Source organism: Planctobacterium sp. R6, from assembly GCF_055755215.1.
Window position 1 is genome coordinate 60,433 of the sequence record NZ_JBVTQY010000015.1, and the last position, 25,430, is coordinate 85,862.

27 protein-coding genes are annotated in these 25,430 nt (G+C 45.9%); 13 read left to right on the top strand and 14 right to left on the bottom strand.

All coding sequences use genetic code 11. The annotated features are described in order from the left end of the window. The first annotated feature begins 17 nt into the window (after positions 1-17). Positions 18-1,082: a zinc-binding metallopeptidase family protein gene (locus AC0J20_RS11585; RefSeq protein WP_473021764.1), complete on the top strand. Its 1,065-nt coding sequence runs from the start codon at positions 18-20 to the stop codon at positions 1,080-1,082. 13 nt (positions 1,083-1,095) lie between these two features. Here AC0J20_RS11585 and AC0J20_RS11590 read toward each other — a convergent pair whose 3' ends face one another. The 7 genes from AC0J20_RS11590 to AC0J20_RS11620 all read right to left on the bottom strand — a co-directional run bounded on the left by AC0J20_RS11590 (position 1,096) and on the right by AC0J20_RS11620 (position 7,216). Then, positions 1,096-1,383 (bottom strand): DUF6471 domain-containing protein, encoded by a 288-nt coding sequence (locus AC0J20_RS11590; protein WP_229529065.1) that lies wholly within the window; start codon positions 1,381-1,383, stop codon positions 1,096-1,098. A 261-nt stretch (positions 1,384-1,644) separates the two neighbouring features. Next, on the bottom strand, positions 1,645-3,267 hold the full coding sequence (locus tag AC0J20_RS11595) for a glycerol-3-phosphate dehydrogenase/oxidase (RefSeq protein ID WP_473021765.1): 1,623 nt from the start codon (positions 3,265-3,267) through the stop codon (positions 1,645-1,647). Positions 3,268-3,540: 273 nt separating this feature from the next. Further along, positions 3,541-4,416: a diguanylate cyclase gene (locus AC0J20_RS11600; protein ID WP_229529063.1), complete on the bottom strand. Its 876-nt coding sequence runs from the start codon at positions 4,414-4,416 to the stop codon at positions 3,541-3,543. Positions 4,417-4,663: 247 nt separating this feature from the next. Then, entirely contained in the window at positions 4,664-5,104 is a 441-nt protein-coding gene (locus AC0J20_RS11605; protein WP_229529062.1) for a DUF4426 domain-containing protein, read from the bottom strand. A 17-nt stretch (positions 5,105-5,121) separates the two neighbouring features. Further along, on the bottom strand, positions 5,122-5,664 hold the full coding sequence (locus AC0J20_RS11610) for a YggT family protein (RefSeq protein ID WP_229529061.1): 543 nt from the start codon (positions 5,662-5,664) through the stop codon (positions 5,122-5,124). An 8-nt stretch (positions 5,665-5,672) separates the two neighbouring features. Continuing rightward, positions 5,673-6,494: a pyrroline-5-carboxylate reductase gene (proC, locus tag AC0J20_RS11615; RefSeq protein ID WP_229529060.1), complete on the bottom strand. Its 822-nt coding sequence runs from the start codon at positions 6,492-6,494 to the stop codon at positions 5,673-5,675. A gap of 20 nt (positions 6,495-6,514) precedes the next feature. Then, positions 6,515-7,216, bottom strand: a complete 702-nt coding sequence (locus AC0J20_RS11620) for a YggS family pyridoxal phosphate-dependent enzyme (protein ID WP_473021766.1) — start codon at positions 7,214-7,216, stop codon at positions 6,515-6,517. Between the two features lie 37 nt (positions 7,217-7,253). On the opposite strand from AC0J20_RS11620, the gene AC0J20_RS11625 reads away from it, so the two are divergent. The 3 genes from AC0J20_RS11625 (at position 7,254) to AC0J20_RS11635 (ending at position 10,154) form a co-directional block, all read left to right on the top strand. Beyond that, complete coding sequence (locus AC0J20_RS11625; RefSeq protein ID WP_229529058.1) at positions 7,254-8,297, top strand: type IV pilus twitching motility protein PilT; 1,044 nt, start codon at positions 7,254-7,256, stop codon at positions 8,295-8,297. Between the two features lie 76 nt (positions 8,298-8,373). Then, positions 8,374-9,492, top strand: a complete 1,119-nt coding sequence (locus AC0J20_RS11630; protein WP_473021767.1) for a PilT/PilU family type 4a pilus ATPase — start codon at positions 8,374-8,376, stop codon at positions 9,490-9,492. 359 nt (positions 9,493-9,851) lie between these two features. Further along, positions 9,852-10,154, top strand: a complete 303-nt coding sequence (locus tag AC0J20_RS11635) for a putative signal transducing protein (RefSeq protein WP_473021790.1) — start codon at positions 9,852-9,854, stop codon at positions 10,152-10,154. Between the two features lie 38 nt (positions 10,155-10,192). On the opposite strand, the gene ruvX is transcribed toward AC0J20_RS11635, so the two are convergent. Together ruvX and AC0J20_RS11645 are read right to left on the bottom strand one after the other, a co-directional pair. After that, positions 10,193-10,615, bottom strand: coding sequence for a Holliday junction resolvase RuvX (gene ruvX / locus AC0J20_RS11640; RefSeq protein WP_229529057.1), 423 nt, complete (start codon positions 10,613-10,615; stop codon positions 10,193-10,195). Positions 10,616-10,786: 171 nt separating this feature from the next. Next, a complete protein-coding gene (locus tag AC0J20_RS11645) occupies positions 10,787-11,722 on the bottom strand; it encodes a hypothetical protein (RefSeq protein ID WP_473021769.1) in 936 nt (311 codons plus the stop codon). 338 nt (positions 11,723-12,060) lie between these two features. On the opposite strand from AC0J20_RS11645, the gene AC0J20_RS11650 reads away from it, so the two are divergent. The 9 genes from AC0J20_RS11650 (at position 12,061) to AC0J20_RS11690 (ending at position 18,696) form a co-directional block, all read left to right on the top strand. Next, positions 12,061-12,657 carry a TetR/AcrR family transcriptional regulator gene (locus AC0J20_RS11650; RefSeq protein ID WP_473021770.1) on the top strand — a complete coding sequence of 199 codons (597 nt, stop codon included), beginning with the start codon at positions 12,061-12,063 and terminating at the stop codon, positions 12,655-12,657. Then, positions 12,658-12,942, top strand: a complete 285-nt coding sequence (locus tag AC0J20_RS11655) for a YciI family protein (protein ID WP_229529054.1) — start codon at positions 12,658-12,660, stop codon at positions 12,940-12,942. A 15-nt stretch (positions 12,943-12,957) separates the two neighbouring features. Then, positions 12,958-13,563, top strand: a complete 606-nt coding sequence (locus AC0J20_RS11660) for a DNA-3-methyladenine glycosylase I (protein WP_473021771.1) — start codon at positions 12,958-12,960, stop codon at positions 13,561-13,563. Between the two features lie 148 nt (positions 13,564-13,711). Further along, entirely contained in the window at positions 13,712-14,494 is a 783-nt protein-coding gene (blaOXA, locus tag AC0J20_RS11665; RefSeq protein ID WP_473021791.1) for a class D beta-lactamase, read from the top strand. Positions 14,495-14,620: 126 nt separating this feature from the next. Next, positions 14,621-15,337, top strand: a complete 717-nt coding sequence (locus AC0J20_RS11670) for a sulfite exporter TauE/SafE family protein (protein ID WP_473021772.1) — start codon at positions 14,621-14,623, stop codon at positions 15,335-15,337. 122 nt (positions 15,338-15,459) lie between these two features. Further along, positions 15,460-16,257: a nucleotidyltransferase domain-containing protein gene (locus AC0J20_RS11675; RefSeq protein ID WP_473021773.1), complete on the top strand. Its 798-nt coding sequence runs from the start codon at positions 15,460-15,462 to the stop codon at positions 16,255-16,257. Positions 16,258-16,529: 272 nt separating this feature from the next. Next, positions 16,530-16,736: a ParD-like family protein gene (locus tag AC0J20_RS11680; RefSeq protein ID WP_229529050.1), complete on the top strand. Its 207-nt coding sequence runs from the start codon at positions 16,530-16,532 to the stop codon at positions 16,734-16,736. Continuing rightward, entirely contained in the window at positions 16,729-17,532 is an 804-nt protein-coding gene (gene map, locus AC0J20_RS11685; protein ID WP_473021774.1) for a type I methionyl aminopeptidase, read from the top strand. The genes AC0J20_RS11680 and map overlap by 8 nt, the downstream gene beginning before the upstream one ends. Before the next feature lie 516 nt (positions 17,533-18,048). Continuing rightward, positions 18,049-18,696: a hypothetical protein gene (locus AC0J20_RS11690; protein WP_473021775.1), complete on the top strand. Its 648-nt coding sequence runs from the start codon at positions 18,049-18,051 to the stop codon at positions 18,694-18,696. A gap of 201 nt (positions 18,697-18,897) precedes the next feature. On the opposite strand, the gene AC0J20_RS11695 is transcribed toward AC0J20_RS11690, so the two are convergent. The 5 genes from AC0J20_RS11695 to AC0J20_RS11715 all read right to left on the bottom strand — a co-directional run bounded on the left by AC0J20_RS11695 (position 18,898) and on the right by AC0J20_RS11715 (position 25,426). Further along, positions 18,898-19,773 carry a toll/interleukin-1 receptor domain-containing protein gene (locus AC0J20_RS11695; protein WP_473021776.1) on the bottom strand — a complete coding sequence of 292 codons (876 nt, stop codon included), beginning with the start codon at positions 19,771-19,773 and terminating at the stop codon, positions 18,898-18,900. Positions 19,774-20,262: 489 nt separating this feature from the next. Continuing rightward, positions 20,263-22,500 (bottom strand): ATP-binding protein, encoded by a 2,238-nt coding sequence (locus AC0J20_RS11700; protein ID WP_473021777.1) that lies wholly within the window; start codon positions 22,498-22,500, stop codon positions 20,263-20,265. 218 nt (positions 22,501-22,718) lie between these two features. Next, entirely contained in the window at positions 22,719-23,279 is a 561-nt protein-coding gene (locus AC0J20_RS11705; protein ID WP_229529046.1) for a YqgE/AlgH family protein, read from the bottom strand. 142 nt (positions 23,280-23,421) lie between these two features. Then, entirely contained in the window at positions 23,422-24,375 is a 954-nt protein-coding gene (gene gshB / locus AC0J20_RS11710; protein WP_473021778.1) for a glutathione synthase, read from the bottom strand. An 85-nt stretch (positions 24,376-24,460) separates the two neighbouring features. Next, positions 24,461-25,426 carry a tetratricopeptide repeat protein gene (locus AC0J20_RS11715; RefSeq protein ID WP_473021779.1) on the bottom strand — a complete coding sequence of 322 codons (966 nt, stop codon included), beginning with the start codon at positions 25,424-25,426 and terminating at the stop codon, positions 24,461-24,463. Between the last annotated feature and the right edge of the window lie 4 nt (positions 25,427-25,430).

Consider the following 25,430-nt stretch of genomic DNA (forward strand, 5'->3'; position numbering starts at 1 on the left):
ATGTCAGAGGGGTTAACATGCGTTTATTCAATTGTCCGGTTTGTCGTAATTTGTTGTATTTTGAGAACGTTGTCTGCACCCAGTGCGGGCACCAGATAGGCTTTGCCCCTGAGATTCTGAGTATTGTGGCCCTGCAGGACGATGTCACTGAAAACCGCATTCCTGTGGGGGCATCTGCTGCGTACAGGAAGTGTAAAAACTATTCTGAACACAATGTCTGCAACTGGTTGGTGGCCGAATCGGACAACGAAGAATACTGCCGCGCTTGCCGACTGAATGACACCATCCCCAATTTGGCCACTGAAGGTAACTTATCCCTGTGGCATACGATGGAAAAAGAAAAGCGACGCCTGATATACAGCGTCATTCAGCTGGGGTTGCCATTAACGGGCAAAGAGCAGGATACAGTGGCCGGTTTGTCCTTTTCGTTTTTAAGTGATTCTCCGGCGCAATTTTCTGAACGTGAGCGGGTTATGACGGGGCACAGCCAGGGACATATTACCATCAATCTTGCAGAAGCTGATCCTGCTGAGCGGGAGCGTATGAGACATCAAATGGCGGAGCCATACCGGACCATTTTGGGTCATTTCAGGCACGAGTCAGGGCACTATTACTGGGATCGACTTATCGCAAATAGTCCGCTGCTGGAGACTTGTAGGGCGGTGTTTGGCGATGAAACCCGCGACTATTCGCAGGCGTTGCAATCTCACTACGCGTCAGGCCCACCTGAAAACTGGCAAAATGACTATGTCAGTAGTTACGCCAGTAGCCATGCCTGGGAGGACTGGGCGGAGAGTTTTGCACACTATTTACATATTGTAGATACACTCGAAACCGCGTATCAATTTGATTTACAGGTGCGACCAAGAGCGGCCAAATCGGAGGGTTATGAAGCCGATGTTGAGTTTAACCCCTACAATCAGTCAGATTTTAAAATCATTATTGAGCATTGGCTGCCGCTAACCTATGCCTTGAATAGTCTGAACCGCAGTATGGGACATAGTCATGCCTACCCCTTTGTACTGTCGCCTAAGGTTATCGCCAAGCTGGAATTTGTGCATCAGAGTATTAGAGCCTGTTGAGCCAGGCATGGGATTAATCTTCTTCAGACTGCTGAGGTGGCAGGATTGGAGTTTCCGGGTTGCTGCGGATCACGCGCATCAGATCCCAATACCATGTGGTTCGGTGTGAGCCTTTACTTACCTTGTTGCGCAAGCTTTGCTCTGAGATAGGGCGGCCTAATTGGCACATTCGCTCAGCGAGATCTTTATAAGTTAAACCCGCCAGCGCCATTTCAGCTTTAATATGGCGTTTGATTTCTGTAGCAGCGATTTTATCCAGGTTTTTTTCAATCCTGCTCTTTTCTTTCGAATCTTTGCCCATTGCTGTCCTGCCCGAAGCCTATAATCGAAAACGATTATAACTATAATTCTATAAATGCCTATAGCTCACCTCCAAATTTAATAAAAATGTTATATAAATCAGGTGCTAAAAGTGGCTTTTGGGTAAATTATCTGGACCTGCTGTATTTTTGGCAAAATATCACTATCGCTGTGTTAAACGGGACCGATAGACAATCAGAGTTTCTGCAACCGCGTATGGCGAATTGTAATTGTGACATTAACCCTGAGGGCACAAGGATTTTTACCGGCTGGAATTGCTGGCCATATCCTGAATGTACTCCTGCAGTTTGGCTTCTGCTTCGTCACCAAATAAGATATCACAGGCTTCCCGCAGTCCCGGAGCCGCCAGGATCTCTTCGTGACGCACTACCAGCGAAATTTTGGAGCGGCGGCGCAGAAAATCTTCCAGTTTAGTCACCATTTCCCTACGGGCTGCATGCTCTATTTCCACTCTCAGGTACTCAGCATTGGCGATCAGTCGTTCGGCTTTGCTGGCGTCTTCACGAATACTCTCCAACATACTAATGGCGTTACGTCCATAGCGCCGCCAGAATCGTTGTGTCAGCGGTTCTGAGGCACCTTCCGGTGTCATAGCATCCAAATCCATTAACCGGGCGCGATGGAGAAACTCTTGCTTTACTGCATCCCCGGGTTCACCGTACCATTTCTGTTCTCGGTAGGGGAGATGGATCCCGAGCTTCTCGACTTCGTGCGCGATTTCATCGCCGACATTAATACAATCGGTTAGTTTACCGCCAAAAATGGACAGGTGCTTGTATGCAGGATTGATGTCCACTGCGTGTTTTCTGCTGAGTTGCACCCAGTCCGCCTTGCCATTTTTGCCTTTGATGGCCAGCGGTCTGACCCCGCAACGTTCGGCGATGATATCAGCCTGAGTCAGGGGTTCATCCAGGTCCAGCAAGCGGTTTACATTGTCTAAAACAAATTGTCTGTCAGCTTCGGTAACGCTGGAATAGGGCGAGTCAACCTGGGTATCGGTGGTGCCAATACAGGTGCGTCGCCCCATCGGAATGACAAAAAACAAACGGCCATCATCAGCAAAGAAGGTCAGCACTTTACCGCTATCGGTTATTTGCTTCACAATTAAATGGATGCCCTTTGAAAATACATGGTGATGCTCAGTTTGTTGCCGGATGGTTTGGTTGATGGTATCGACAAACGGGCCGGCGGCGTTGATGAACACTTTTGAGCGAATAGTAAAGGTTTCGCCGCTGATCGTATCTCTTGCCTGGGTTTGCCACAGGCCATCTTCGTAGACGGCATTGCTGGCTTCCACGTAATTGGCGGCGATACATCCGTAACTCATGCCCTGGCGAATAAAATTAAATACAAAGCGGGCGTCGTTATCGTGTAAATAGCAGTCAGAATACTCAAATCCACCGGCTACGTTTTGGGTGTTGACCACCTGTTCTAATTTTTTGATGTTTCCGGCGCTGAGAAATTTAGGGGCGATTGTGAAAAACTTGCCAATCATCCAGTACAAAATGGTGCCCAGGAATACCATAAAGGGCGGGAAGCGGAAGCCTTTTTGAATACTGGTTAAAAACCGAATTTCCTGCACTGTTGAGGGATACTGGCGCATAAGGTGATTGCGACTCTTACACAATTTGTAGACCAGTCCATATTCATGGGATTCGAGATATTTGATGCCTCCCCAGGCCAGGTTTGAAGAGTTAGAGCTGGTGAATCCGGCAAAATCGCCTTTGTCGATCAGAGCCACTTTGGCCCCTTTGGCAGCCAGAGACGATGCGGATACTGCGCCATTGATGCCACCGCCAATGATTAGCACGTCAAAGTCTTGTTTACCCAGTTTTGTGAGATTACTTTTGCGAAGATTCATCATTCCAGCCACTAAATTGATTAAAACATGTATCTTATATAAGACTGTCTAGTCTACGTAACCGTGCACAGAAGGCAAGGATTATTGAAAAATATTAATGCTAGCCGAATTGGCTGGTGATACCAATCAGAATAAAGAATTGCTCGCTCAGAATACTGCTCTATATCTGGCTGGTATCAGGTGATTAGTAAAATGAGACTCAGAATGAAAAATTTTAACAATTTTGTATTGCGCAGGTGTAAAAAGGATTACACCTGCGAATTGATTCGAAGGGAACTAAAGATTCGATACGCTCTCAATATCAAACCACAATTCTTTTTCGTCCAGCGGTGTTTGCGGCGACAAACTGGGGTTATCTATGCGAAATACCTTGCGACGGGCAACATTTGTTTTTTCCAGTGCAGAGCGAATATCCGGGTTTTCAAAAAACATCTTGTCGAAGGTACCGTCGGCGACACTCTTGCGCAACCCGGATTCAATTGCCGAAGCCAACTCAATATTGTCTATTGCCGTAAAGAAATACAGGGGCATGGGATAAATGAGCATTAAATCGGTTTCAATGGTCAGCGATAACTTAGGATCGCGGTTCACTTCTGACCAGGGCTCGTGAACAGCTCTTGGAAAATAATCAAATCGGCCGCCATCTAACATATGAAACAGGTTGATGTATTTGACTGGCTTTACCACCTCAATACCTGCTGACTCCAGTATCGGAGTATCTGACCAGAATCGCCCCTGGCCGGCCTGCAGTTGTAACAAGTCTGACATGGTATTGACCCGGCTAAATTTTGCCTGGTCGCCTTGCCGGATAATAAAAATACGGTGACCCAGCAGGCCTTTAAACAAGGGAACTCTTACCGGTCTGAATTCTTGCTCAACTTCGGTGGAGGTACCAATCCAGAAAACGTGTAATGAACCATCGTTCATCATACTTTTTAATCGCGCCTGGTTGACCTCCTGCTCAGCAGCCGGAGAGGTGTTATAGGTATTGGCGGTATCATAGCGCAACGCCATTTTGAGTAATTCTACGGGCCAGTAATCGCGCGGTGAGTTGGGGTCAACGTTAGGGTGTTTAACGGCAATTTCTGCCGCAGAGGTCGTTATGGAGATGCACATCGAGATGATGATCAAAAACGCAGAATTTAATCTCATAGATTGGGCCGTCTTATACTTATTCAATTCACAGTTAACGTCTGCACACTGTCAGACCTTGAGTAAAACGAAAACAAATTACAGTTTTGGCGCTTTGTCATGGAATTATAGCCAATATTTAGCGATTTTTGCGCTGAAACTGAAATATGTTTACATTTAGTTTACGTTTTATCGTATTTCATTAACTTGAGCAAGGGGAAAGGGCCTCAATCAGAACCGGAGGCCGAATTCAGTGGGTAGTTGCTGATTATTCGCTGTAAAATTTGTGTTTAAACTTCAGCGTTTGTTGTTCGTTACCGTGTTGGATATTGATGTTAAAGCGATATTGTTCCTGATCCCTGAAAGGCAGTACCGCCAGATAGTATATGGCATCACCTTCTTTAACTTCTTTAAAGGTGAGTGATTTTTTGGTGCCCAGGAGGTTGGTGGCATCACCCATTACCGAGACGGACTGGGCTTCATGGCTATCTTTATCCAATACTGATATGTTCACCAGCCCCTGAAACTGACTGCGTTGAATGCCGTAAGCACGGGCTACTTCCGGAGTCAGAAAGCTGGTGTTAATCACAATATAGTGCACATCCCAGTTGCCCAGAGTTTCGTACTGCTCGGCGTTAGCGGCATTAAATAATGCCGCGACGCTGCACAGCAACAACGTAAGTAAGCGCACTTTAATCAATCTAGCCATGATGGTTCTCCGAAGCGTTAAAAGAACGGAATTAAGTCTTGCAGCAATAGCTGGATAAACTGCAGCCCTAACAACGCCACCAGTACCGATAAATCCAGTCCGCCCATTGGGGGAATGATCTTTCTGATGGGGGCTAACAATGGCTCTGTTAACTGGTGCAGCACGAGTTCAACCGGATTGTAACCCTGACTAAACCAGCTTAATAACGCCCGGATCACCAATACCCAAAACAGTAGTGAGAATATTTCCTTGAATACTACAATGGCACCCGAAAATGCTATCGCAACCGGGGTAACCGGGCCGGTGCCAAACATCAGTGCCAGCACGGTTACCTTGAGCATACCTATTGCCAGAGCCAATACTAAAGTGGCGGTATCCAGTGAGCCGATAGAGGGTAAAATTCGGCGCAAAGGAGCCACAATGGGGTGGGTGGCTTTAACCACAAACTGACTGAAAGGATTGTAAAAATCAGCCCGAACCAGTTGTAACCACAGGCGCAATAAAACCACCATCAGGTACAAATCAAACAGGGTACTGATTAAAAAATAGGTTGCGTTCATAGAGTTTCCTAAAACAATTCCGACATTTCCCTGGCCCGGTCAATAGCTGCCTGCATTGCGCCTGCAACAATATCTTCTAAGCCGCTATTTTGTAAGTGTTCTACAGCCTTAGCCGTAGTGCCGCCCTTAGAGGTGACTTGGGCTCTAAGTTCGGATAATTCAAGTTGTGGGTTGTGACAAACCATTTCTGCAGCGCCCAGCATGGCTTGCTGCACCATCACCCGTGATTGTTCATTACTGAAGCCCAGCTCAATGGCTTTTTTCTGCATAGCTTCTAAGAATAAAAAGAAGTAAGCCGGACTGCTGCCTGCCGCTGCAATCACGCCGTCTATCATGGACTCCTGGTCTACCGTAATCACCTCTCCGGTGTTGGCCATCAGAGATTGTGCAAACGCCTTTTGTTCGTCGCTAACCTCAGGTGAAGCGTACAAGCCTACAACCCCTTTACCCAGTGCACAGGGGGTATTGGGCATAGTGCGGATCAGCGGGTACTGACCACCTAACATCTCCTGCAATCTTGCAGCATTGATGCCTGCCGCGACGGAAACGAATAACTTGCCGGTCAGGTCGCACTTTTCACTGAATGCAGCGCAGACTTCGGCCATTAATTGAGGCTTTACTGATAGCACCACCACATCGGCAAAATTAATGGCTTCGACATTGTCCTGGGTGGTCAGAATGCCAAATTCAGCTTTCAGGCCGTCGAGTTTGGGAGTGGACGGGTTGCTTGCCATAATTGCGTCAGTGGGGTAGTTGCCGGATACCAATCCAGAGATGATGGCACGACTCATATTTCCTGCGCCGATAAAGGCAATAGTAGATTTTTGCAAAGCGAAACTCCGTTAACGGTTTATAGTTTTGGGGAGCGGGCGCCAAATATTGCGGTGCCGATACGCACCATGGTGCTGCCTTTAGCAATGGCCAGCGCCACATCGCCGCTCATACCCATCGAAAGGGTGTCTACCTTATCATAGCTTAGTTGCAGTTGGCTAAAGAGTTGCTGCATTTGTTGAAATTCAGCACACAATTTTTGCTCATCATCGGTATTGGAGGGAATGGCCATCAAACCCCGCAATTGCAGCCGTGGCATGGTTTGTACAATGCTGTCGGCCAAAGACAAAACCTCTGATTCAGACAGACCGGATTTACTGCTTTCAGCGCTGATGTTCACCTGCAGACAGACATTGAGTGGCGGCAGATTTTCCGGGCGATTGTCATTGAGGCGTTGTGCAATCTTAGCCCTGTCTACACTTTGTACCCAGTCAAAATGTTCAGCCACCGGCTTACATTTATTGGATTGCAATGGCCCGATGAGATGCCATTCGATGTCTTCTAAATGGCGGGTATCAGCAATTTTTTGCAGTCCTTCCTGCACATAGTTCTCGCCAAATGCCCTTTGCCCAGCCTGCCAGGCTTCTTCTACCATAACGGCGGGTTTGGTTTTGCTGACCGCCAGCAATTTTATTTCTGTTGCTTGTCTATTGACCGATTGAGCAGCCTGATGGATAGTTTCCAGTGCGCTTTGCAGGCTATCTGCTATTTTTGTATTCATATACTCATTAAAAATTAAACTGTACGGAGTTAACACCGTGGATATTACCGAACTTTTGGCTTTCAGTGTCAAGAATAAAGCATCCGATTTACACCTTTCTGCAGGGTTGCCACCCATTATTCGGGTTGATGGGGAAATGCGAAAACTCAATATCGATCCTCTCAATGACAAGCAGGTTAAAGCGCTGGTCTATGAAATCATGAACGACAAGCAGCGCAAAGAGTACGAAGAAAATCTGGAAACGGATTTTTCTTTTGAGGTCAAAGACCTGGCCCGTTTTCGTGTAAACGCATTTGTGCAAAACCGCGGTGCTGCAGCGGTGTTGCGGACCATTCCCAGCGAAGTGTTAACGTTGGATCAGTTGGGTGCTCCGGATATCTTCCGGGAAATTATTCAGCATCCCACTGGCATAGTATTGGTTACCGGGGCCACAGGTTCGGGTAAAAGTACCACGCTGGCAGCTATGATTGATTACATCAATAGTTCCAAGCGGGAACACATACTGACCATTGAAGATCCCATCGAATTTGTGCATCAAAACAAACTGTGCCTGATCAGCCAGCGCGAAGTGCACCGCGATACCCATAGTTTTAACAATGCATTGCGCTCTGCGTTGCGGGAAGATCCGGATATCATCCTGGTGGGTGAATTGCGGGATCTGGAAACCATCCGATTAGCCATCAGTGCGGCAGAAACCGGTCACCTGGTGTTTGGTACACTGCACACCAACTCTGCGCCAAAAACCATAGACCGTATTATCGACGTGTTCCCGGCGGAAGAAAAAGCCATGATACGTTCCATGTTGTCGGAATCTATCCGTGCGGTTATTTCACAAACTCTGCTGAAAAAGGTGGGTGGTGGTCGTGTTGCCGCCCATGAAATTATGGTGGGTATCCCGGCTATCAAAAACCTGATCCGCGAAGACAAAGTGGCGCAGATGTACTCGGTAATTCAGACCGGTATGCAACACGGTATGCAGACTATGGATCAGTGTTTGCAAAAATTGGTGGCTCAGGGGCTGATTTCTCCTCAGGATGCCGCATCGAAGAGCACCAATAAACAAAGTGGCTTCGGCGGATAAGTGCTGGGCTGGCTTTACTAAAATGGACTAATCCGGAACGGCGAAAGCCGTCCGGGAATAATGAGAGAACAGAACAATGGCAATTGAGTTAGACGCATTTTTGAAGTTTATGGTGGACAAAGGCGGTTCCGACCTGTTTGTGACCGCCGGTTTTCCGGTAAGCTCAAAGATTAACGGCAAAATGACCCCGCTGCAAAAGGGGGCACAGGATGAAGCCGGTGCCCTGAGCCTGGTACATCAGGCCATGAACGAAAAACAACGGGCAGAATTTGCTCAATCGCGGGAGTGTAACTTCGCCATCGTGCGCGAAGGCATCGGGCGTTTTCGTTGCAGTGCATTTTGGCAACGGGATCAGGCGGGTATGGTAGTGCGTCGTATCGTCACCCAAATCCCCAATGCGGAAGACCTTGGGCTACCGCCGGTATTAAAAGACATCATTATGGCCAAGCGCGGTCTGATCTTGTTTGTCGGGGGAACCGGTACCGGTAAATCCACCTCACTGGCCGCCCTGATTGGCCATCGCAATAAGAACTCCTATGGTCATATCCTGACCATTGAAGATCCCATCGAGTTTGTGCACGAACACCAGAATTGCGTCATTACGCAACGGGAAGTGGGTATTGATACCCTGTCATTTGACGAAGCCCTGAAAAGCTCCTTGCGTCAGGCACCGGATGTTATTCTGATTGGTGAAATTCGCTCCATGGAAATCATGGAATACGCCATGTCTTTTGCTGACACCGGGCATTTATGTGTGGCCACCTTGCACGCCAATAACGCCAACCAGGCGATTGAGCGTATTATGCATTTAGCGCCACCAGAGCAACACGCCAAATTGCGCTACGATTTGAGCCTGAATATGCGGGCGATTGTGGCCCAGCAGCTGGTACCCACCGTGGATGGTAAAGGGCGCGTTGCCGCCATTGAGATATTGCTCAACTCGCCACTGGTGACGGACATGATCCAGCGCAGCGAAATCTCCGGCCTGAAAGAAGCCATGAGAAAAGGCAAAGAGATGGGGATGCAGAGTTTTGATATGGCACTGTATGATCTGCTAAAAGCAGAAAAGATCACCATGGATCAGGCGCTGCATCATGCTGATTCGCCCAATGATTTGCGTCTGATGATCAAACTGGACAGTGATGCGGGTAACACCCTGGGCTCATTGAGTGACGTAACAATCGATATGGACTGATAGATACCATTTCTATTGTATATTTACCCTCTCAGCGCAGCCTCAGGGACATTAGTTCGAGGCGTGCGAATGAAAGAATACTGGTGGTCTTGTGAACTTCGCACAACAAAGAAATAATGTTCCTGAGGCGCGTCTACGATGGGGCTGAAAAGCATTTATACTGTGTTGGATGTTTTTGATTTAGGCCCACTAGACCGGCAAACATCCGCCTTGTCTACCAAATGCTGTAGGAACAGCATAGAACAGCTTTAGCTGGCCTGCGAAGCAGGTGAGCTACAGGGATGTAGCGAATAAATGCTTTTCATCACCCACTGAGGTGGGCAAATATATAATGGAAATGGTATAACAACTTGGTAAAAGTGTTTTGCAGTGAAAATCGTTTACGCATCCAGCAGATTAAAGATCTGCTGGATAGTTACGGTATTCCCTGCTTTATCAAAAACGAATTTGCCATTGGCGGTGTCGGGGAAATTTCCCCGTTTGATGCCTGGCCAGAAATCTGGTTAACCGACAATGAGTGGTTTAACCGGGCCAGCAAATTGATTGCTGAATTTGAAGCTTCTGAAGTGCAGGGCAGCCCCTGGATTTGCCGCCAGTGTCAGGAAGAAAACGAAGCCAGCTTTGAAATCTGCTGGCAATGCGGCACTGAATTTCCACCCTGATGGAGTGATTCAAGGAACGGAGTGACTAAATTGGCAGCTTATTCCTGATAATAGACATTCTCTAACCAACTTTCTGCAATCAAACAGGCAGAAACACTGTCTATTTTGCCTTTCTGCAGTTTTTTATAGCCGCCCAATTCAAATAACTTTTCTTTGGCGGCGGCGGTAGTCAGGCGCTCATCGTAGGTATCTATTGGCATTCTGAAGCGATTGGACAAGCGGTTGGCAAACTTCTGGGCGCCATAGGTTACCTGTTGCCAGGTGCCATCCATATTCAGCGGTAATCCCACCACCACGCGATCAGGTTGCCACTCTGCAAATAAGGCTTCCACTTTCTGCCAGTCGGGTATGCCATCAGTGGCTTTTAATGCCTCCAGTGGTGCTGCAGTACCTGTTATCGCCTGCGCAACGGCAACGCCAATACTGCGGGTACCAAAATCAAATCCGAGAAGTGTATTCATGGTGAACTGGAATTTTTGCCATGGGGTAGTTTGTCATACAGCGAATTGTAATCAGACTGTGCTCTGTATTAAACCAGTTTTTGTTAAAACCGGATTAATAGGACCGGTTTTATGCGAAGGCGACCGGATCAATGTCACAGCTTCTGGCTTCATTAGAGCGCAATCTATGGTTTACTGCGGCGCCGCAAATAATGGTCGCCAGGTGCCACCGTAAGACTCGTCTTCTGTTCCAATGCTCATCACACTGCCCGGAACCGTTGCTGCGGGAGCGGCTAACGCTTCTACCTTAAATCCATCAATCTGCCAGAATATTTTGGGGGCATTGACCCTTTGCAGCGGCTCTGAGTGTGTCGCATCGGTAACCGACGCTGCAGGGTATACAATTGAACGAAATGGGCCTTCATCACCAGCATCCTCGGTGGCAACGGCCCAAACCGTACCCTGATTGTCCAGATGCAGATCTGAAATAGTACGTCTGAGCTGAGGATTGCCCCACGATTCAGGAGCGACAACAGTGACAGCTTTGTCCTGATATTCATCCCAGGAAAGCAGACTTCGATCATAATCTAAAACGCCGATGCGCAGCACACCATTTGGGTAGGCCTCACTTCCGCCTCTTTCTCCTAACACTACATAGAATTTACGGTTGTGTTCAAGGCAGACGATACCTTCGAAGTTATCACCATCAATTTTGTCATCGCTGCCTATTAACATCGGTAATTGATACACGGTTTTGACAACGGCAGTGGGTATAGTCAAGGCAATGTGAAAAAGTCGGCCAAATTGACCCTTCCAGTAGCCGGATTCCGCCAGCAGAAACTCGTTACTTTTCCCCGGGAGCTGGCAGACCGACTCCAGATCGCTGGCCTGGCCGTCGCTGTGCTTCCAGTCGGCAATGCTGATGGCAGTATATTTCGGTATCGCATCGGTTCGGGTTTTTAACACGCCCAGGCGGTCCCCCTGTTGATAGCCTTTTTTGTCGGTGACTACCAGAAAAGAGTCGGCATTTATTCTGGCCATGCCACTGAAACCAATTTCAACAGCTTGGACCGGGCTGAAGCTCCACAGCAAAATTATCAAGGTTAAATATGCGATTTTCTGCATCATGATCTCCGGAAACTATCAGTTTGTGAGGCGGTGCCCCGGTACTACTGAAAGAGTGTTATGGCCCTAATTACAGCTGTATTTTCAGCGTTTTTCAAAGTGAATGTAGGTATTACTGGTCCAGTTTCCCGAAAATTACCGGTAAATCCAGATTTATTGACCGTTGCAGTCGCCTGCAAAAAGAAAATTACCAGGAAATTCATGTAATTATAAAATAGGACGACCGTCCTATTGTGTTGTTGGGACGATCGTCCTAAACTCAGGGTGTAGTTGCATACTAATAAACGCATTTAATGTGTAAGTACCAGCTCAGTTAATAAGCTGCACCAGAGGCATCGACTGTGAATGTGAATACCCGGGAAAAAATCATTGCTGTAGCCAGTGACCTGTTTTATGAGCAGGGATTTGAGGCCACGTCTTTTTTGCATGTTGCCAGTCGGCTTGGCATCTCAAAAGGAAACTTGTACCACCACTTCAAATCTAAAGACGCTTTATTGAATGCGGTGGTGGGCTTTCGGTTAAACGAAACGGCGAATATGTTGCAGCACTGGGAGGACGCCAGCACCGGGCCGCAAGAAAGGATCAAACACTACATCAATATTGTTATTCAAAACTGGGACAAAATCAGATTCTTTGGCTGTCCGGTAGGTACGCTGTCTAATGAATTGGTAAAACGCGATCCTGAAAATAAAGACGCGCAAAAAGTATTTGCGTTATTTCGCGTCTGGTTGCGGCAGCAATTTACGGAGATCGCCGAATCAGACAAGGCTGATGAATATGCGATGCGGGTGTTGTCATGGAGTCAGGGGGTCGCGGTTTTAGGCAGTGCCTTTGGCGACTTTAATTATGTAAAACGCGAAGTCACTGCGATGTGCATATGGATTGATGAGTTACACCGCAGCGACACAGCGAATTCAGCAAACGAGAGGAATAACTAGATGTTTATCGTATTTTTGACATTTTCGGAAAACAAGGCTCAGGCCGGTGAGTTGATGGCGGCACACAACGCCTGGTTGCAACAAGGATTTGATGATGGTGTATTTCTGTTGGCGGGTAGTATCAAGCCAGGCAAAGGCGGGTCAATCATTGCACACAATACTGCGGTGGATAAGTTACAGCACAGGATTGCCCAGGACCCATTCGTAGAACAGCGGGTGGTGACCGCTGAAATCCATGAGATTGCACCGTCTAAAATTGACAGTCGTTTAGCATTCTTAGCCTGAACCAGGAGCCGGAATATGACAATAGCAGAAACAGAGAATGACGCTGTGATTCGTTGCGCTTGGGCTGCGACGACCGAGGAGTTTGCGGAGTATCACGATACAGAGTGGGGCTTTCCGGTAAAGGATGATCGCAGGTTATTTGAAAAAATTTGCCTTGAAGGTTTTCAGTCAGGATTGAGCTGGCGCACTATCCTGGCGAAAAGAGATGCGTTCAGAGTCGCATTTGCTCACTTTGATTTTCATGCCATATCCGGGTTTAACGACAACAATGTTGCTGAACTACTGCAAAATAAAGGGATAGTCAGGCACCGGGGTAAAATCGAAGCGGTCATTAATAATGCCCAAAAAGCCATTGACATGGAACGGGAATTTGGCTCACTGGCGGCTTACTTTTGGTCTTTTGAACCGACAGATACAAGTGCTCATGAGCCGCAAACCCGATCCACTTCAGCGGAGTCTGTGGCGTTGTCTAAAGATCTGAAAAAACGTGGCTGGAAGTTTGTTGGGCCCACGACCGTGTTCGCGTTTATGCAGGCAATGGGATTGATCAATGATCACCAAATCGGATGTCACTCTCGTGAAAAGGCAGAGAAAGCCAGACAAAAGTTCGATCGTCCTTAGCGGTGCAGAGCCGTGTATACAGGAAATACGCAAGCTTTGGTAAACTCTGCAGCGAGAGATTGTAGGGAAATTCGAGTCTTAATATTGCCGGTGCTGTATGCTGGGACCGGATTTACATTTACTTTTCAGATTAGTAAAAAGGATTGAGATGAAGTTTTTGATTCTTATAGTAGTTTTTATTTTCAGCCTTCATAGTTACGCATCTGGTTGGCAGGAAAACGCAGAGGTTGCTGAATTGTTCCATGCAGCCCAGGTTAATGGCACCTTTGTTCTGTACGATGTGAGGACAGGCAAAATGACAGGATATAACCGGGAAAGAGCCGTTAAACAATATGTCCCCGCATCTACCTTCAAAATCCCTAATAGCATGATAGGTCTCGCTGTTGGTGCTGTGCAAAGCCCCGATGACATCTTGCCTTATGGCGGTAAACCGCAGCCGTTTAAAATTTGGGAGCGAGACATGAGTTTAAGGGAAGCGATTAAATTGTCCAACGTTGCGATTTATCAGGAGCTGGCGCGTCGAATTGGCATGAAGGATATGCAGAAGTTTGTAGATAAAATGGCTTTTGGCAATACCGAGCTTGGCTCGTCAGTTGATACTTTTTGGTTAGAAGGACCGCTAAAAATAAGTGCTCAGGAACAAGTTGAATTTCTTGCGCGCTTTGCTCAAAACAAGTTACCTGTAAGCTCGGAAATTCAGAATACTGTCCGCAATATGGTGTTAATGGAACAGTGCGATGGCTGGACTTTATATGGTAAAACTGGCTGGCAAAATGCTCCTGATCCAGGCGTTGGCTGGTGGGTGGGTTGGGTAGTGAAAGACCAGCAAATTTTTAGTTTTGCTTTAAACCTGGATATCAAAGAAGTGGCTGACAGCAAAAAGCGTGTAGCAATCGGCAAGGCGAGCTTAAAAGTACTGGGAGTATTGTAATCAGAATCACCGGGTTGCTCGATATTTTCTGCAGTTGTTTTATTAACGTTAAGATGGCTGTCGGGTTAACACCCCTACAGACAATTTAAGGGCCAAAAATGAAATGTTGTTGCTTAAGGTAACTTTTTGAGTACTGAGCTTGTTCTGGGTTTTATCTCACTGTGCACCTCCGCGATAGCAGGTGTGGTGGGGTTTGGCGGTGGTATGCTGTTAATTGCCATCCTGCCTGTATTTTTAAGTCCCGCTTTAATCATCCCGATACATGGCATAACCCAAATTGCCAGCAATTCTTCACGAATGGTGTTTTCATTGTCTCATGTCAGGTGGGCACTGTTTCCTAAGTTCTTCATTGGCTCACTGTTTGGGGGTTTGTTATTTGGTTACATTTTACTCAGTGTACCCACCACTTATGTACCACTAGCGATTGGTGTGTATATTCTGCTGAATCTGTGGAGCGCTCAATTCGCGGACTTTATAAAACGGTTTGAGAGCTATTACCTTATCGGTTTTTTGCAAACGGGTCTGGGCTTAGTGGTTGGTGCAACCGGGCCATTGTCGCTATCTGTGTTAACGAAAGAACTGGATTCCAAAGATGACATTATCGCCACCAGTTCCATGTTTATGACGATTAGTCACCTGGCGAAAATACCGGTGTTTGCCTATGTAACCACTGAGCTTTTTAGCAACGTAGAATTACTACTCTTTATGGTGGCTGGCGCCATACTTGGCTCTTTCATTGGTACTAAATTACGACTTGCTGTACCTAATGAACACATCATTCTCGCCATTAAAATACTATTGACCTTGCTGGCTGTCAGAATGATAGCGGTGGTGGTTGTGTGACCAGCGAAAAGTACAAATTGATTGAAATTTATGCCCCTGCACCTTACGCTGTAATGCTGCGCTAATTTTACCGCACTAACTGCTTTTTGCAGTTCTTAACCTTACATCACAGCAGGTAAAATATGAGTTATCCAAAAACGCTTTCTGCGGCACATGAGCGCTTGCTCAATACAATAATCACCGAACTTTCAAAAGACGCCAGGATCCTGGGAATTGGAGCCGGGGGGTCATTCGCATCCGATAATATGGATCGATACAGTGATTTAGATTTAGTTATCGCGACAGACCCATCAGATTTTGAAGAGGTAATGCATGCACGCTTAAAAATGATTAACAGCATCAGCGGGTGTTTAGTCAGTTTTACGGGCGAACATGTTGGGGAGCCTCGTTTGATTATTGCGCTTTTTCTGCCGGAATTGCTCCATGTTGATTTTAAGTTTGTGACAATAAACGACGCGGCTAATCGGGTGGACAACACTAAGGTATTGTGGGAGAGACAAAATTGTTTATCTAAAGTCTACGCTGCCTCTGATTATCAGTATCCCCAGCCTGATATAAATTGGATTGAAAACCGATTCTGGGTTTGGGTGCACTATGCTGTTGGTAAAATAGCCCGGGGAGAGTACTTTGAGGCGATTGAATTTTTATCTTTTCTAAGAACGACGGTGCTTTCGCCACTGGCGTTGCAGCAAAACGGGCTGGTGCCATCGGGTGTCAGAAACCTGGAAACAAGGTTACCGAGCTTTGCAGATAAATTGAAGACGACATTGGCAGGTCACGATAAGGCGTCTTTGGTGAATGCTCTAAATAACGTGATATCAATCTATCTTGAGTTAAGAAGTAATGAAGAGGTATCAGTCAATGCTGATGCTCAGGAATATTGCTTAAAATACTTAAACACCGAACTGGCAATTAAATAAGTAACACATACGGCACAACGGAGGGGGAGCTCTCCGTTTTACTGAGTTGCAACCGCGGTTTACGTTTCACTCTGACAATTCTCCCTTCTAATTCTCTCTGTTAATTCTGACATGGACTACAGCTGACAAAATCGCATATCTGATCGGGAAAAACGTCAACCAACATTCTGCTTAAAATCCTCGTTTAGCACTATTCAAACTTAAATGCTGCGGTAGACAGAAGATGTAAAATGATACATATTGTATATATAATGTAGTTAATGGTATTGCGAATGGGTATAGTTAAAATTTCAGACGAACTTCATGATGAAGTCAGAAAAACGAGTACAGTAATGGAGCGTTCAATAAACTCTCAGGCAGAGTTCTGGCTCAAGATAGGACGATTGGCGGAGCAAAACCCAAAACTAACTTATGAGCAAATTTTAGAACGTGAAATGCTTGCTCAAAACGTCACCACAATAAGACTGATCAATGAATAGCAATAACGTTAAATCGCAACAAGAAATAGAGTTGATGCGTGAATCCGGAAAACTGCTGGCGCAGGTATTCAGCGAGTTAGATCGATTTGTGGTGGCAGGTCGGTCAACGCTTGAGATCAATGATTTTGTTGAAAACTATATTGTCGAAGAATTACAGGCGCGTCCTTCCAGTAAAGGCCAATATGGTTATGAGTATGTACTAAACTCTTCAGTAAACGACGTCGTTTGCCATGGGGTACCGTCGGCAGCGAAAAAGTTGAAATCGGGCGATATCGTGAACATTGATATTACCCTGGAGAAAAATGGTTACATCGCGGATAGCAGTAAAATGTACCTGATAGGCCAGGTTTCTCCCGTTGCCAGGCGATTAGTTGACGTTACCTACCAGGCAATGTGGAAAGGCATTGAAACTGTTAAACCAGGCGCTACCCTCGGTGACATTGGCCATGCGATTCAAACTCACGCCAGGAAACATGGCTTTAGCGTAGTACGCGAATATTGCGGACATGGCATAGGGCAGCAGATGCATGAAGAGCCACAGGTGTTGCACTTTGGTGAGCCTAAAACGGGGCAGGCGCTTGTGGCGGGAATGACCTTTACAATCGAGCCAATGATCAATCAGGGCACTCACAAAACGAAAATGAAAAAAGATGGATGGACTGTGGTGACACGGGACAAAAGATTGTCGGCACAGTGGGAGCACACAATACTTGTCACCCAAAATGGCTATGAAGTTTTAACCTTGCGCAGCGAAGAAATATGCGAAACAACACCGGAGTTCCGGAAAACTAATTAACGGAATTAACGAGGACACCCACTTTAAGTAGTCGATCAATTTGTGTGATGAGACTGACTCCTGCCACACCAAAACGGACCCTGCCTAGCTTAAATCTTTACTGCCGCGTATTGGCCATTATCCGATCACTTATTCTGGGCTTAAATATGATCGCTATATTTATCCGCTTCGAGACGAAGTTGGCAGATGGTTCAGTATTAGCTTGAGCAATCAAATTCAAAAAGAATTAGCTGACGATAACGGTAAATACCGTGAATGCTTTGATGTGCTAGTAAAATATAACCGTGATATTTAACTAGCATATTTTTCTGATGAAATAGAGATATCTATGGGATTGATGCAAAAACGTGATTCGAAACTGCTCAATTACGTTGGCATTTTTTACTCCCAAATGCGGACTATATTAGCCACTTACAATGAGTCGACCTGAATAAAGTTACATAAGGGTGTTGCGCTACCTTGATGTATGCACTAACATTTCGTTACACCCTTTTGTAACCTTATGAGCTTCCTATTATGGCACCAAGAAAATCATATAGTGATAAACCAATGACATCAGCAGAGCGAGTACAAAGAGCGCGCTGGGCAAACAAAGTCGAGGATACAGCTTTTAAATTACTAGACCTGTTGATGGAATCTCCAGAGCCTTTGCCCCGAAGACCTGAGATACCATCGGAGTTATTAGAGCTACTGAAACCCTATGCGGTTAAGGGTGATCTTGAAAAAGTCAAGGAGATCGAAATGGAAGAATTATCCGATAGGATTTTATATCTTGGAAATGGCAACCAACACAGAAATAAAAAAGTGGCTATGCAATTTCTAGTCAGTTATTTCGATGCTTCTCAGATTGATAGTAAAACCATAAAATCTTCGGAATTTGGTTCGTGCCACGTTTCAGCCTACACCCACGCCAAAGGGGCAATGATAAGTACACCCAATCGTGACGACCAAAATTATGGAGGAGCAGATTGGCATAAAAATGATCATCTTGTTCTTTTTAGAGATGTAGGAGATGGTCGCTGCATTGTCTATGTAAATGAAATTGAACCACTCTTTGGTAAAAGAACAATTGGTCATCACGGGGTGACTTGGCAAGATATAGAAGAGCTAGCAAAAGTTTACCAAGTGCTGACGTACGCCCAAGTTCGCGAATATTTGAATTAGCTAGAGTGAATTAGTGTAATTACCAAGGGTATGTGACAGTCTAACTACCGAGCGATTTTAACGTAATCACACTGGTGCATCTAAGCAGATACCTGAGATTAATCGCGTCCATCAAAGAAAGGCAGCGAACACACTAGAACGGACAGTCATTAACAACGCCGCATTCAGCGGTTTATACGCTGCAATGCTTTGTTACGCGATTTACATACCATAGTATTTTGAACTGAATGCCACTGTAAGCGGCGCCCCATCATAAAGGCATGAGACGCTGACTTTGAGCTTTCTTCTATGGTCGTAGTAGGTGTGGTAATGGGTTTTCTTCCTTTCTAAATCAAGTTCCGTCAATCCTATGCTTAAAGCACCAAGAACAGGTTCTGAGTCGAATTCTTGATTTTGGTTATGTGGAGCAGTGGCTTTAAGATCAACTTCTACAAAGCTAATAAAGTTCCCTTCTGCCTCTAGGAGCATTCTGCAATCATCATTTTCGACAATAATGTTACCTACAGAGTTCGCAGTAGCTCCAACCTCAGCTTCAGCCTTGTGGATGGGCATTCCCATATATTGAAATGGTCGATGAAAAGGTTTTGACATAAGAGGCAAACTTTTCGAGAAAGCTTTATCTAGCGCAGTGCCGAGACTGCTTGAGCTTCTTTCAGAGATCATTACGCTCTTATTGAAGACCAAACCGATACTATTAATTAGTTTTCTAAATGAGTCTTCGTAATGAGCTTCGTTCTGAAAGTCCCCATACAGCTTCCCAATCAGAAATCCGGGAAGCTCACACTCTTTGAGCAGAATAGGGAGTACTTTAATAGGCTTACCGTTTATCTGATGATTCATAGCAACATCAAGTTCATTTACAACCCAAGGTGCTTCAACAGAATTAGGAGACAAGACAACGGCGAAGAAGTCGACAGAATCAATACCTTCTCGTATTTTCTTTATCAATGAATCGCCTATTTTCATTTCCGCTTCGTCAAGCCAATAGCGAACACCATGACTCTCCAAGTCTCTTGCAAGCTTTCTTACAAAATCCTTGTCGCGATGGTTATGACTTAAAAACACGCTTACCGTCATCTAGAAATTTCCTTTATTCGCATAACATTTGATATGTGCGCAAATTGTGTGTTTTTCTACTTTAACTTGGGTCGATTATATACTTTGTGCCAGTGATAACAAATTTACCCAAGCAAAGCCGTTTATGAAGGCTAGAGAATTCTCAATATCTGATCTGAGGACAGAAACAACCAATTGGGTTGTTTTTCTGAATATAAGAGCAAACGATTGTTTGAATTGGTCAATTACAAAATTTTTTGATGACCGCTTTTGGCACGAAGCAGCCCATGAATCGTCAATATCTTAATAACCGGATTACGGTATCAGCCGCCACTAGAATCTTAAACTGGAATGTCATTTCGTTTAGTGAACCTGAGTCTGGTATTGTCTGAGCGAGTCTGAACTACTTCAGTTCATTAAACTGCGGCCAAATACTCGGACTCTGTTCCGTGCTTGCGGCTTAAGCTGTTTCGCACCCAGGATAATGGGGAAAATCTGAACCGAAAGGTGTTAAGCTGCCTTTTTTAAGTGATCAGTGCCTAAGTCTGCAGGAAGCTGGATGCTGATCTTTAGTCCGCCTAAATGGCTAACTTCAGCGTTAATTTTGCCGTTGTGGGCCTCCACCAAACTTTTGCAAATAGACAGGCCTAATCCCGAACCATGTTGATCATGATCTTTAGTGCCATCGGCGCGATACATTCTTTCGAATAATCTGGGAATTTCTTCCGGTAAGACACCGGGAGCGGAGTCTTCCAAAATGATTTGTACTTGGTCATTCTGACGTGAAACACTGCAGTTGATGGTGCCTGGAGCATCCGTATAATTGATGCTGTTGCGCAGTAAATTGGCAATTACCTGCTTTAGCCGTGTGCCATCCACATTGAATTGTTCGTCTTCAGTAATATTCACAGAGGTGGTGATCTTAAGGCCTTTGTGCTCCACGACTTCCCGATAGCCCTCTGTGATTTCCAGTAGCAGTGCCTTGACTTTGACCGGTTCAAAATTGAGTTTCAGCAAGCCATTGTCTGCTCTGGCTAAATCGTACAGATCTTCGATCAGGCTGTTCAATTCATCTATCTTGTTGTTAAGCCGTTGGTACGCGACTTCAGGTTGATCTTCAAGGTTGTATTGCAAGGATTCAATTTGCAGTTTAAGCGCGGTCAGGGGGCTTCTGAGTTCATGCGCCACTTCCGCCAGCATGGCATTTTTTTGCTGCACTGAATCGGCCAGTAGCTTTTTCTCTATTGCTGCGAGTTTGCGCCGGGTTCGTTCTTTGTAGCCGAGTATGGCCAGTAATAAAACGACTATTAACAAACCGGTGATCCACAGCTTTTTCTCCAACTCTGCACTTTCCAGTTGCAACTGTTTTAAGTTTGACTGAGTTTCCAGCAATTCTATGCGGTGCTCCTTTTGCAGATAGTCCATCTGGTTTTGCAGTTGCGCCATAATGCTGCTGTGATTTTCTGCTTCATACTGATCTTTCAGGCGGTAATAATCCTTGTAAGCCTGCAGTGCTTTTTCTGCCTGGCCTGAACGCTCATAGGCCTCGCTGCGCAGCGAAAAAAGGGTACGGATATGCTCAAAGTTTTTTTGTTCCAGGGTGTCGTCGATTTTGTTTTCCAGGATGCCTAAAGCATCGCTAAAACGACTTTCTGCAATCAAAATTTCCGCTTTAATCAGTGCGCTGTGAGCCAATTGGTTATCCTGGCCGACTTTTTGATTGAGCGCTGTTGCCCTGTCAACATAGGTGGTTGCTTCTTTGGTATTGTTGTTTTGTAAGTAAATTCTGGCCAGATTGTTGTACACCTGTCCCAGGTGGCCTTCGGCATTGATGGATTCGAAATACTGTTCGGCCAGCTTTGCATTTTGCAGTGCGGCGTCGATATTTTGGCTGGCAAGATCAAGTTCAGCCAGCATATTGTAGTCGTGACCTAAAAAGCCAGGATTGTTGCCGGGTAGATCCAGAGCCAAAGTTTCAAGGGTGAAGAATCGTGCATTTTCAAAGTCTTTCATCTTTTTGTAGATACTGGCGACATTAAAATAGCTGGTGGCCAATTCATCAATATCGCCCCGTTGTCGATCCAGCTCAATGGTTTTCATGTGTGCGGCAAGCGCATCTGATAAATTTCCCATACGGTCATGTTGCATGCCGATACTGTTGTAGGCGTTGGCAATGGTAGCCAGATCTTCAATGTCTTCGCCGATTTTTAGCGATTGTTGCGCATAGTTTAGCGCGTCAACATTTTGATTGATGTGACCGTAAGATGAACTGAGTTCCAGCAGCGCGTTGGCAATAAATTTAGCATCCCCGGCGGTTTGATAGTGGGTTAAGGCTTGTTTAAAAAGACTGATGGCTTCCTGATGCTTTCCCTGTGATTGTACAATTTCACCATGGTTGAGGAACGCTCTGCCAACGTATAACTCATCGTTAAGGTGTTCAGCTTCCAGTTTTAGCTGGCTATTGTGAACCAATGCCTGCTCTATATTCCCCAAAGAGAGGTGTGTGCGCACCAGCATATCGATACCCAGTATTTTGTCTCTGCCGCGCAGCTCGCCGTTGTGAATGGCCGGTATCAGATACTCCACCAGGGCCTGGGATTGCCCGTTTTGTTGCAGTTTCCGCGCCTGATCTAAAACACTATCTTCCTGTGCCACCGAGCTTCCACAAAGACACAAAAACGCCAATACCAGTATCAGTTTTGGCAGTGTCAGGTCGTTATGGCTAATACCAATTTTGCAAATGCTCATTGTCATTCTCAGTCATCGACTCCCGGCCGCTTTAATGCTGAGTCGTGTTGGGAATTAGAATAAGAGTGAATTTTATCCATAGTTTATCCCGCCGTCACGGGTTAAAAAATGAAGGATTATGAATGAATCTTAAGGAGGAGATTAAGTTGCCGGGCTGCGCTCAATCAACAGGCTTTAAATAATTAACGGGACTGCTGGTGTGCTTCTGCCTGAATGGCTCAGGCGTGTCCGACTTGGGGTGACAATTGCCAAATGTTGATACCTAATTTTTCTATTGCTTTGTCCCATTTCTGTTCAATGGGAACGTTAAACAATATATCAGTATCGGCTTTTAACGTAAGCCAGGAGTTGCTCTCCAGCTCTTCTTCCAGCTGACCTGCAGACCAGCCGGCATAACCCAGGGCCACAATGGCTTTTTCAGGGCCTTGTTCATTGCCAATCACCCGCAATATGTCTTTCGAGGTGGTGACCATGATTTCTGAAGTTAATTCCAGACTGGAACTCCAGCCGGGTTGGCAGGTGTGCAGGATGAAACCGCGATCCCGGCTTACCGGTCCACCTTCCATCACCAGATGAGATTCGTGTTGCGCGTCAATTCGCACTTCTTCATCGGTTAAATTCAACAGCTGTTTCAGGGTTAGTTCGGTTCTTTGATTGATAACAATGCCCATCGCACCATGATCATTGTGCTCGCAAATATAGGTGACTGTTTTGCCAAAATACGAACCGTCCAGCGAAGGCGTGGCGATTAAAAAGTGATTCTGTAAGCTGTTGTCCAAAATACGTACCCGTTACTCAAAGTATTGAACCGAAGGTGTCATCACAAGCGTAGTAGAACGAGAGGATGACACACCATGCATAGTAGCAGTGTTGCTGAGCTATGCCAGTCAACTTTAGTCGAACCTTTCTATTAGTTTAAGATCAGGACCGGTTCAGCCGGTTTTCAATAGCATCAAATAACTTACCGGTTATATCAACGTCATAGGCCCCTTCAATTTCCTGAACACAGGTAGGACTGGTGACATTTATTTCAGTAATTCTGTCGCCGATAACGTCCATACCAACAAACAGTAAACCGTTGTCTTGCAATGTAGGCGCAATGGCTACGGCTAATTTTCTGTCTGAATCCGAAATAGGTTGAGGCCTTCCGGTGCCTCCGGCGGCAAGGTTTCCGCGGTTTTCACCTTTGGTAGGTAATCGGGCAAGGCAAAACGGGATGACTTCGCCGTCAACAATTAAAATTCGCTTGTCGCCATCTTTGATGGCAGGCAGAAATTCCTGAAACATGGCATATTGCTGACCCAACGCAGTCAGTGTTTCGATAATAACGCCCAGGTTGTTACCATCTTCTTTGACTCTGAAAATTGAGGTGCCACCCATACCGTCCAGCGGTTTACAGATAATGTCCTGATGTTTGGCGTGGAATTCCCGAATGCGTTTTGAATCCCGTGTTACCAGAGTGGCCGGGATCAAATCCGGAAAGCAGGCGGTAAACAATTTTTCATTAAAGTCTCTTAATGCCTGAGGTTTGTTGACCACCATTGCTCCGGCTTTCTCAGCTAATTCTAACATCTGGGTAGCATAGAGAAACTCAGCATCGAACGGAGGATCTTTGCGCATTAAAATCACATCAAAAGCGGCAAGTGATTTTTGTTCAGGTTCCCCCAGGGTGTACCAGTTCTCCGCATTGCGTTGTACGGTCAATGCTCGCGCGCTGCACATGGGTTTTCCCGTGTCCAGATAGAGATCGCTCATTTCCAAATAGGTGAGGTGATATCCCCGTTTTTGGGCCGCCAGTAACATGGCAAAACTGGTGTCTTTTTTGATGTTGATGTCGGCGATGGGGTCCATCACTATGGCAAGTTTTATGGTCATGGGCTTTCCAGTTCATTTACACTGCCATAGTTATAGTGACAATTTGACGTTATTCAATCGGCACCTAATTGATTATCTGCAAATGCTATTGCTTAACCTCGCGCATTGCCTCCTGTAATGAAGCATCTTCACTGTGCTTTAAGTCAGCGTAAAGTGCCGCCGCCTGGTCAGCCTGCCCGGTCAGGTGATACAAATTTGCCAGGCGAAACCTGGCCCAATCGACAGAGGGCATTTTACGGGTGACAGGGCAATGCTCTATATAATATTGCATTGCCGTTACGCCTTCGGCCAGATTCTGTTGAGCAAGCAGCGCATGTTTCCCGATTTGATAATCAATCTGGCAACGCAGATGTACTTCATTGGAAGTGAGTTTTTGTCGGGCTGCGTGAAAAGCCGACGCCGCGTTTGCAAAGTCATCTTGATATAAATAGTACAATCCCAGTTCATAGTGTAGCGAAGCAAAATGTGGGTGTCTGGTTAATTGCGTTAAAATAAAATCTGCGGATTTTTGAGAACGCAGTGCGCGTTCAAATTTCAGGTGCGCCAGAGCGCCTTGTTCTGCATCCAGCTGTTTAATTTGTTCAAGGGTTTCCCGCGCTTTATCCTGATCACCACCGGCAATACCGGGCGCTTCCAGGTAAAATGTCATAAGTCCCATCAGGTATTCGGTATTGTTGGGTTGTAGTTGGGTGGCGCGTTGCAAACTGGCCAGTGACTTTCCGGCATAGCTCAGCGCTGAGAAAAAGGCATTGCTGGCTTGTTTGGCCATTATCTGGCCTTTGGTAAACTCAATTTGCGCGTTGTCGGGTTCCAGTTCAAGCGCTTGCTCAATCAGCTCTTCGGCTTTATCCAAATCCTTGTCTGCCATAATGCGTGCCTGATACATCAGTGAAACCGCCCCTTTTTCCTGCACAAAAAGCGGATAGGCGGCTGTGTCATTTTGTCGCTCAAACAGGGTAATTGCGGTATCGAGCGTTGAGTCAGCACAAACCGGTAGCGCCAGCCAGGTGGCTAATACAAGTGCCGGAAATTTTGTGAAAAAGTTTTTCATCATA

Bases quoted from the DNA above. Each gene is read 5' to 3' on its own strand.
- AC0J20_RS11585 (WP_473021764.1), top strand. From the start codon at position 18: ATGCGTTTATTCAATTGTCCGGTTTGTCGTAATTTGTTGTATTTTGAG.
- AC0J20_RS11590 (WP_229529065.1), bottom strand. From the start codon at position 1,383: ATGGGCAAAGATTCGAAAGAAAAGAGCAGGATTGAAAAAAACCTGGAT.
- AC0J20_RS11595 (WP_473021765.1), bottom strand. From the start codon at position 3,267: ATGATGAATCTTCGCAAAAGTAATCTCACAAAACTGGGTAAACAAGAC.
- AC0J20_RS11600 (WP_229529063.1), bottom strand. From the start codon at position 4,416: ATGAGATTAAATTCTGCGTTTTTGATCATCATCTCGATGTGCATCTCC.
- AC0J20_RS11605 (WP_229529062.1), bottom strand. From the start codon at position 5,104: ATGGCTAGATTGATTAAAGTGCGCTTACTTACGTTGTTGCTGTGCAGC.
- AC0J20_RS11610 (WP_229529061.1), bottom strand. From the start codon at position 5,664: ATGAACGCAACCTATTTTTTAATCAGTACCCTGTTTGATTTGTACCTG.
- AC0J20_RS11620 (WP_473021766.1), bottom strand. From the start codon at position 7,216: ATGAATACAAAAATAGCAGATAGCCTGCAAAGCGCACTGGAAACTATC.
- AC0J20_RS11630 (WP_473021767.1), top strand. From the start codon at position 8,374: ATGGCAATTGAGTTAGACGCATTTTTGAAGTTTATGGTGGACAAAGGC.
- ruvX (WP_229529057.1), bottom strand. From the start codon at position 10,615: ATGAATACACTTCTCGGATTTGATTTTGGTACCCGCAGTATTGGCGTT.
- AC0J20_RS11645 (WP_473021769.1), bottom strand. From the start codon at position 11,722: ATGATGCAGAAAATCGCATATTTAACCTTGATAATTTTGCTGTGGAGC.
- AC0J20_RS11655 (WP_229529054.1), top strand. From the start codon at position 12,658: ATGTTTATCGTATTTTTGACATTTTCGGAAAACAAGGCTCAGGCCGGT.
- AC0J20_RS11660 (WP_473021771.1), top strand. From the start codon at position 12,958: ATGACAATAGCAGAAACAGAGAATGACGCTGTGATTCGTTGCGCTTGG.
- blaOXA (WP_473021791.1), top strand. From the start codon at position 13,712: ATGAAGTTTTTGATTCTTATAGTAGTTTTTATTTTCAGCCTTCATAGT.
- AC0J20_RS11675 (WP_473021773.1), top strand. From the start codon at position 15,460: ATGAGTTATCCAAAAACGCTTTCTGCGGCACATGAGCGCTTGCTCAAT.
- AC0J20_RS11680 (WP_229529050.1), top strand. From the start codon at position 16,530: ATGGGTATAGTTAAAATTTCAGACGAACTTCATGATGAAGTCAGAAAA.
- map (WP_473021774.1), top strand. From the start codon at position 16,729: ATGAATAGCAATAACGTTAAATCGCAACAAGAAATAGAGTTGATGCGT.
- AC0J20_RS11690 (WP_473021775.1), top strand. From the start codon at position 18,049: ATGGCACCAAGAAAATCATATAGTGATAAACCAATGACATCAGCAGAG.
- AC0J20_RS11695 (WP_473021776.1), bottom strand. From the start codon at position 19,773: ATGACGGTAAGCGTGTTTTTAAGTCATAACCATCGCGACAAGGATTTT.
- AC0J20_RS11700 (WP_473021777.1), bottom strand. From the start codon at position 22,500: ATGAGCATTTGCAAAATTGGTATTAGCCATAACGACCTGACACTGCCA.
- gshB (WP_473021778.1), bottom strand. From the start codon at position 24,375: ATGACCATAAAACTTGCCATAGTGATGGACCCCATCGCCGACATCAAC.
- AC0J20_RS11715 (WP_473021779.1), bottom strand. From the start codon at position 25,426: ATGAAAAACTTTTTCACAAAATTTCCGGCACTTGTATTAGCCACCTGG.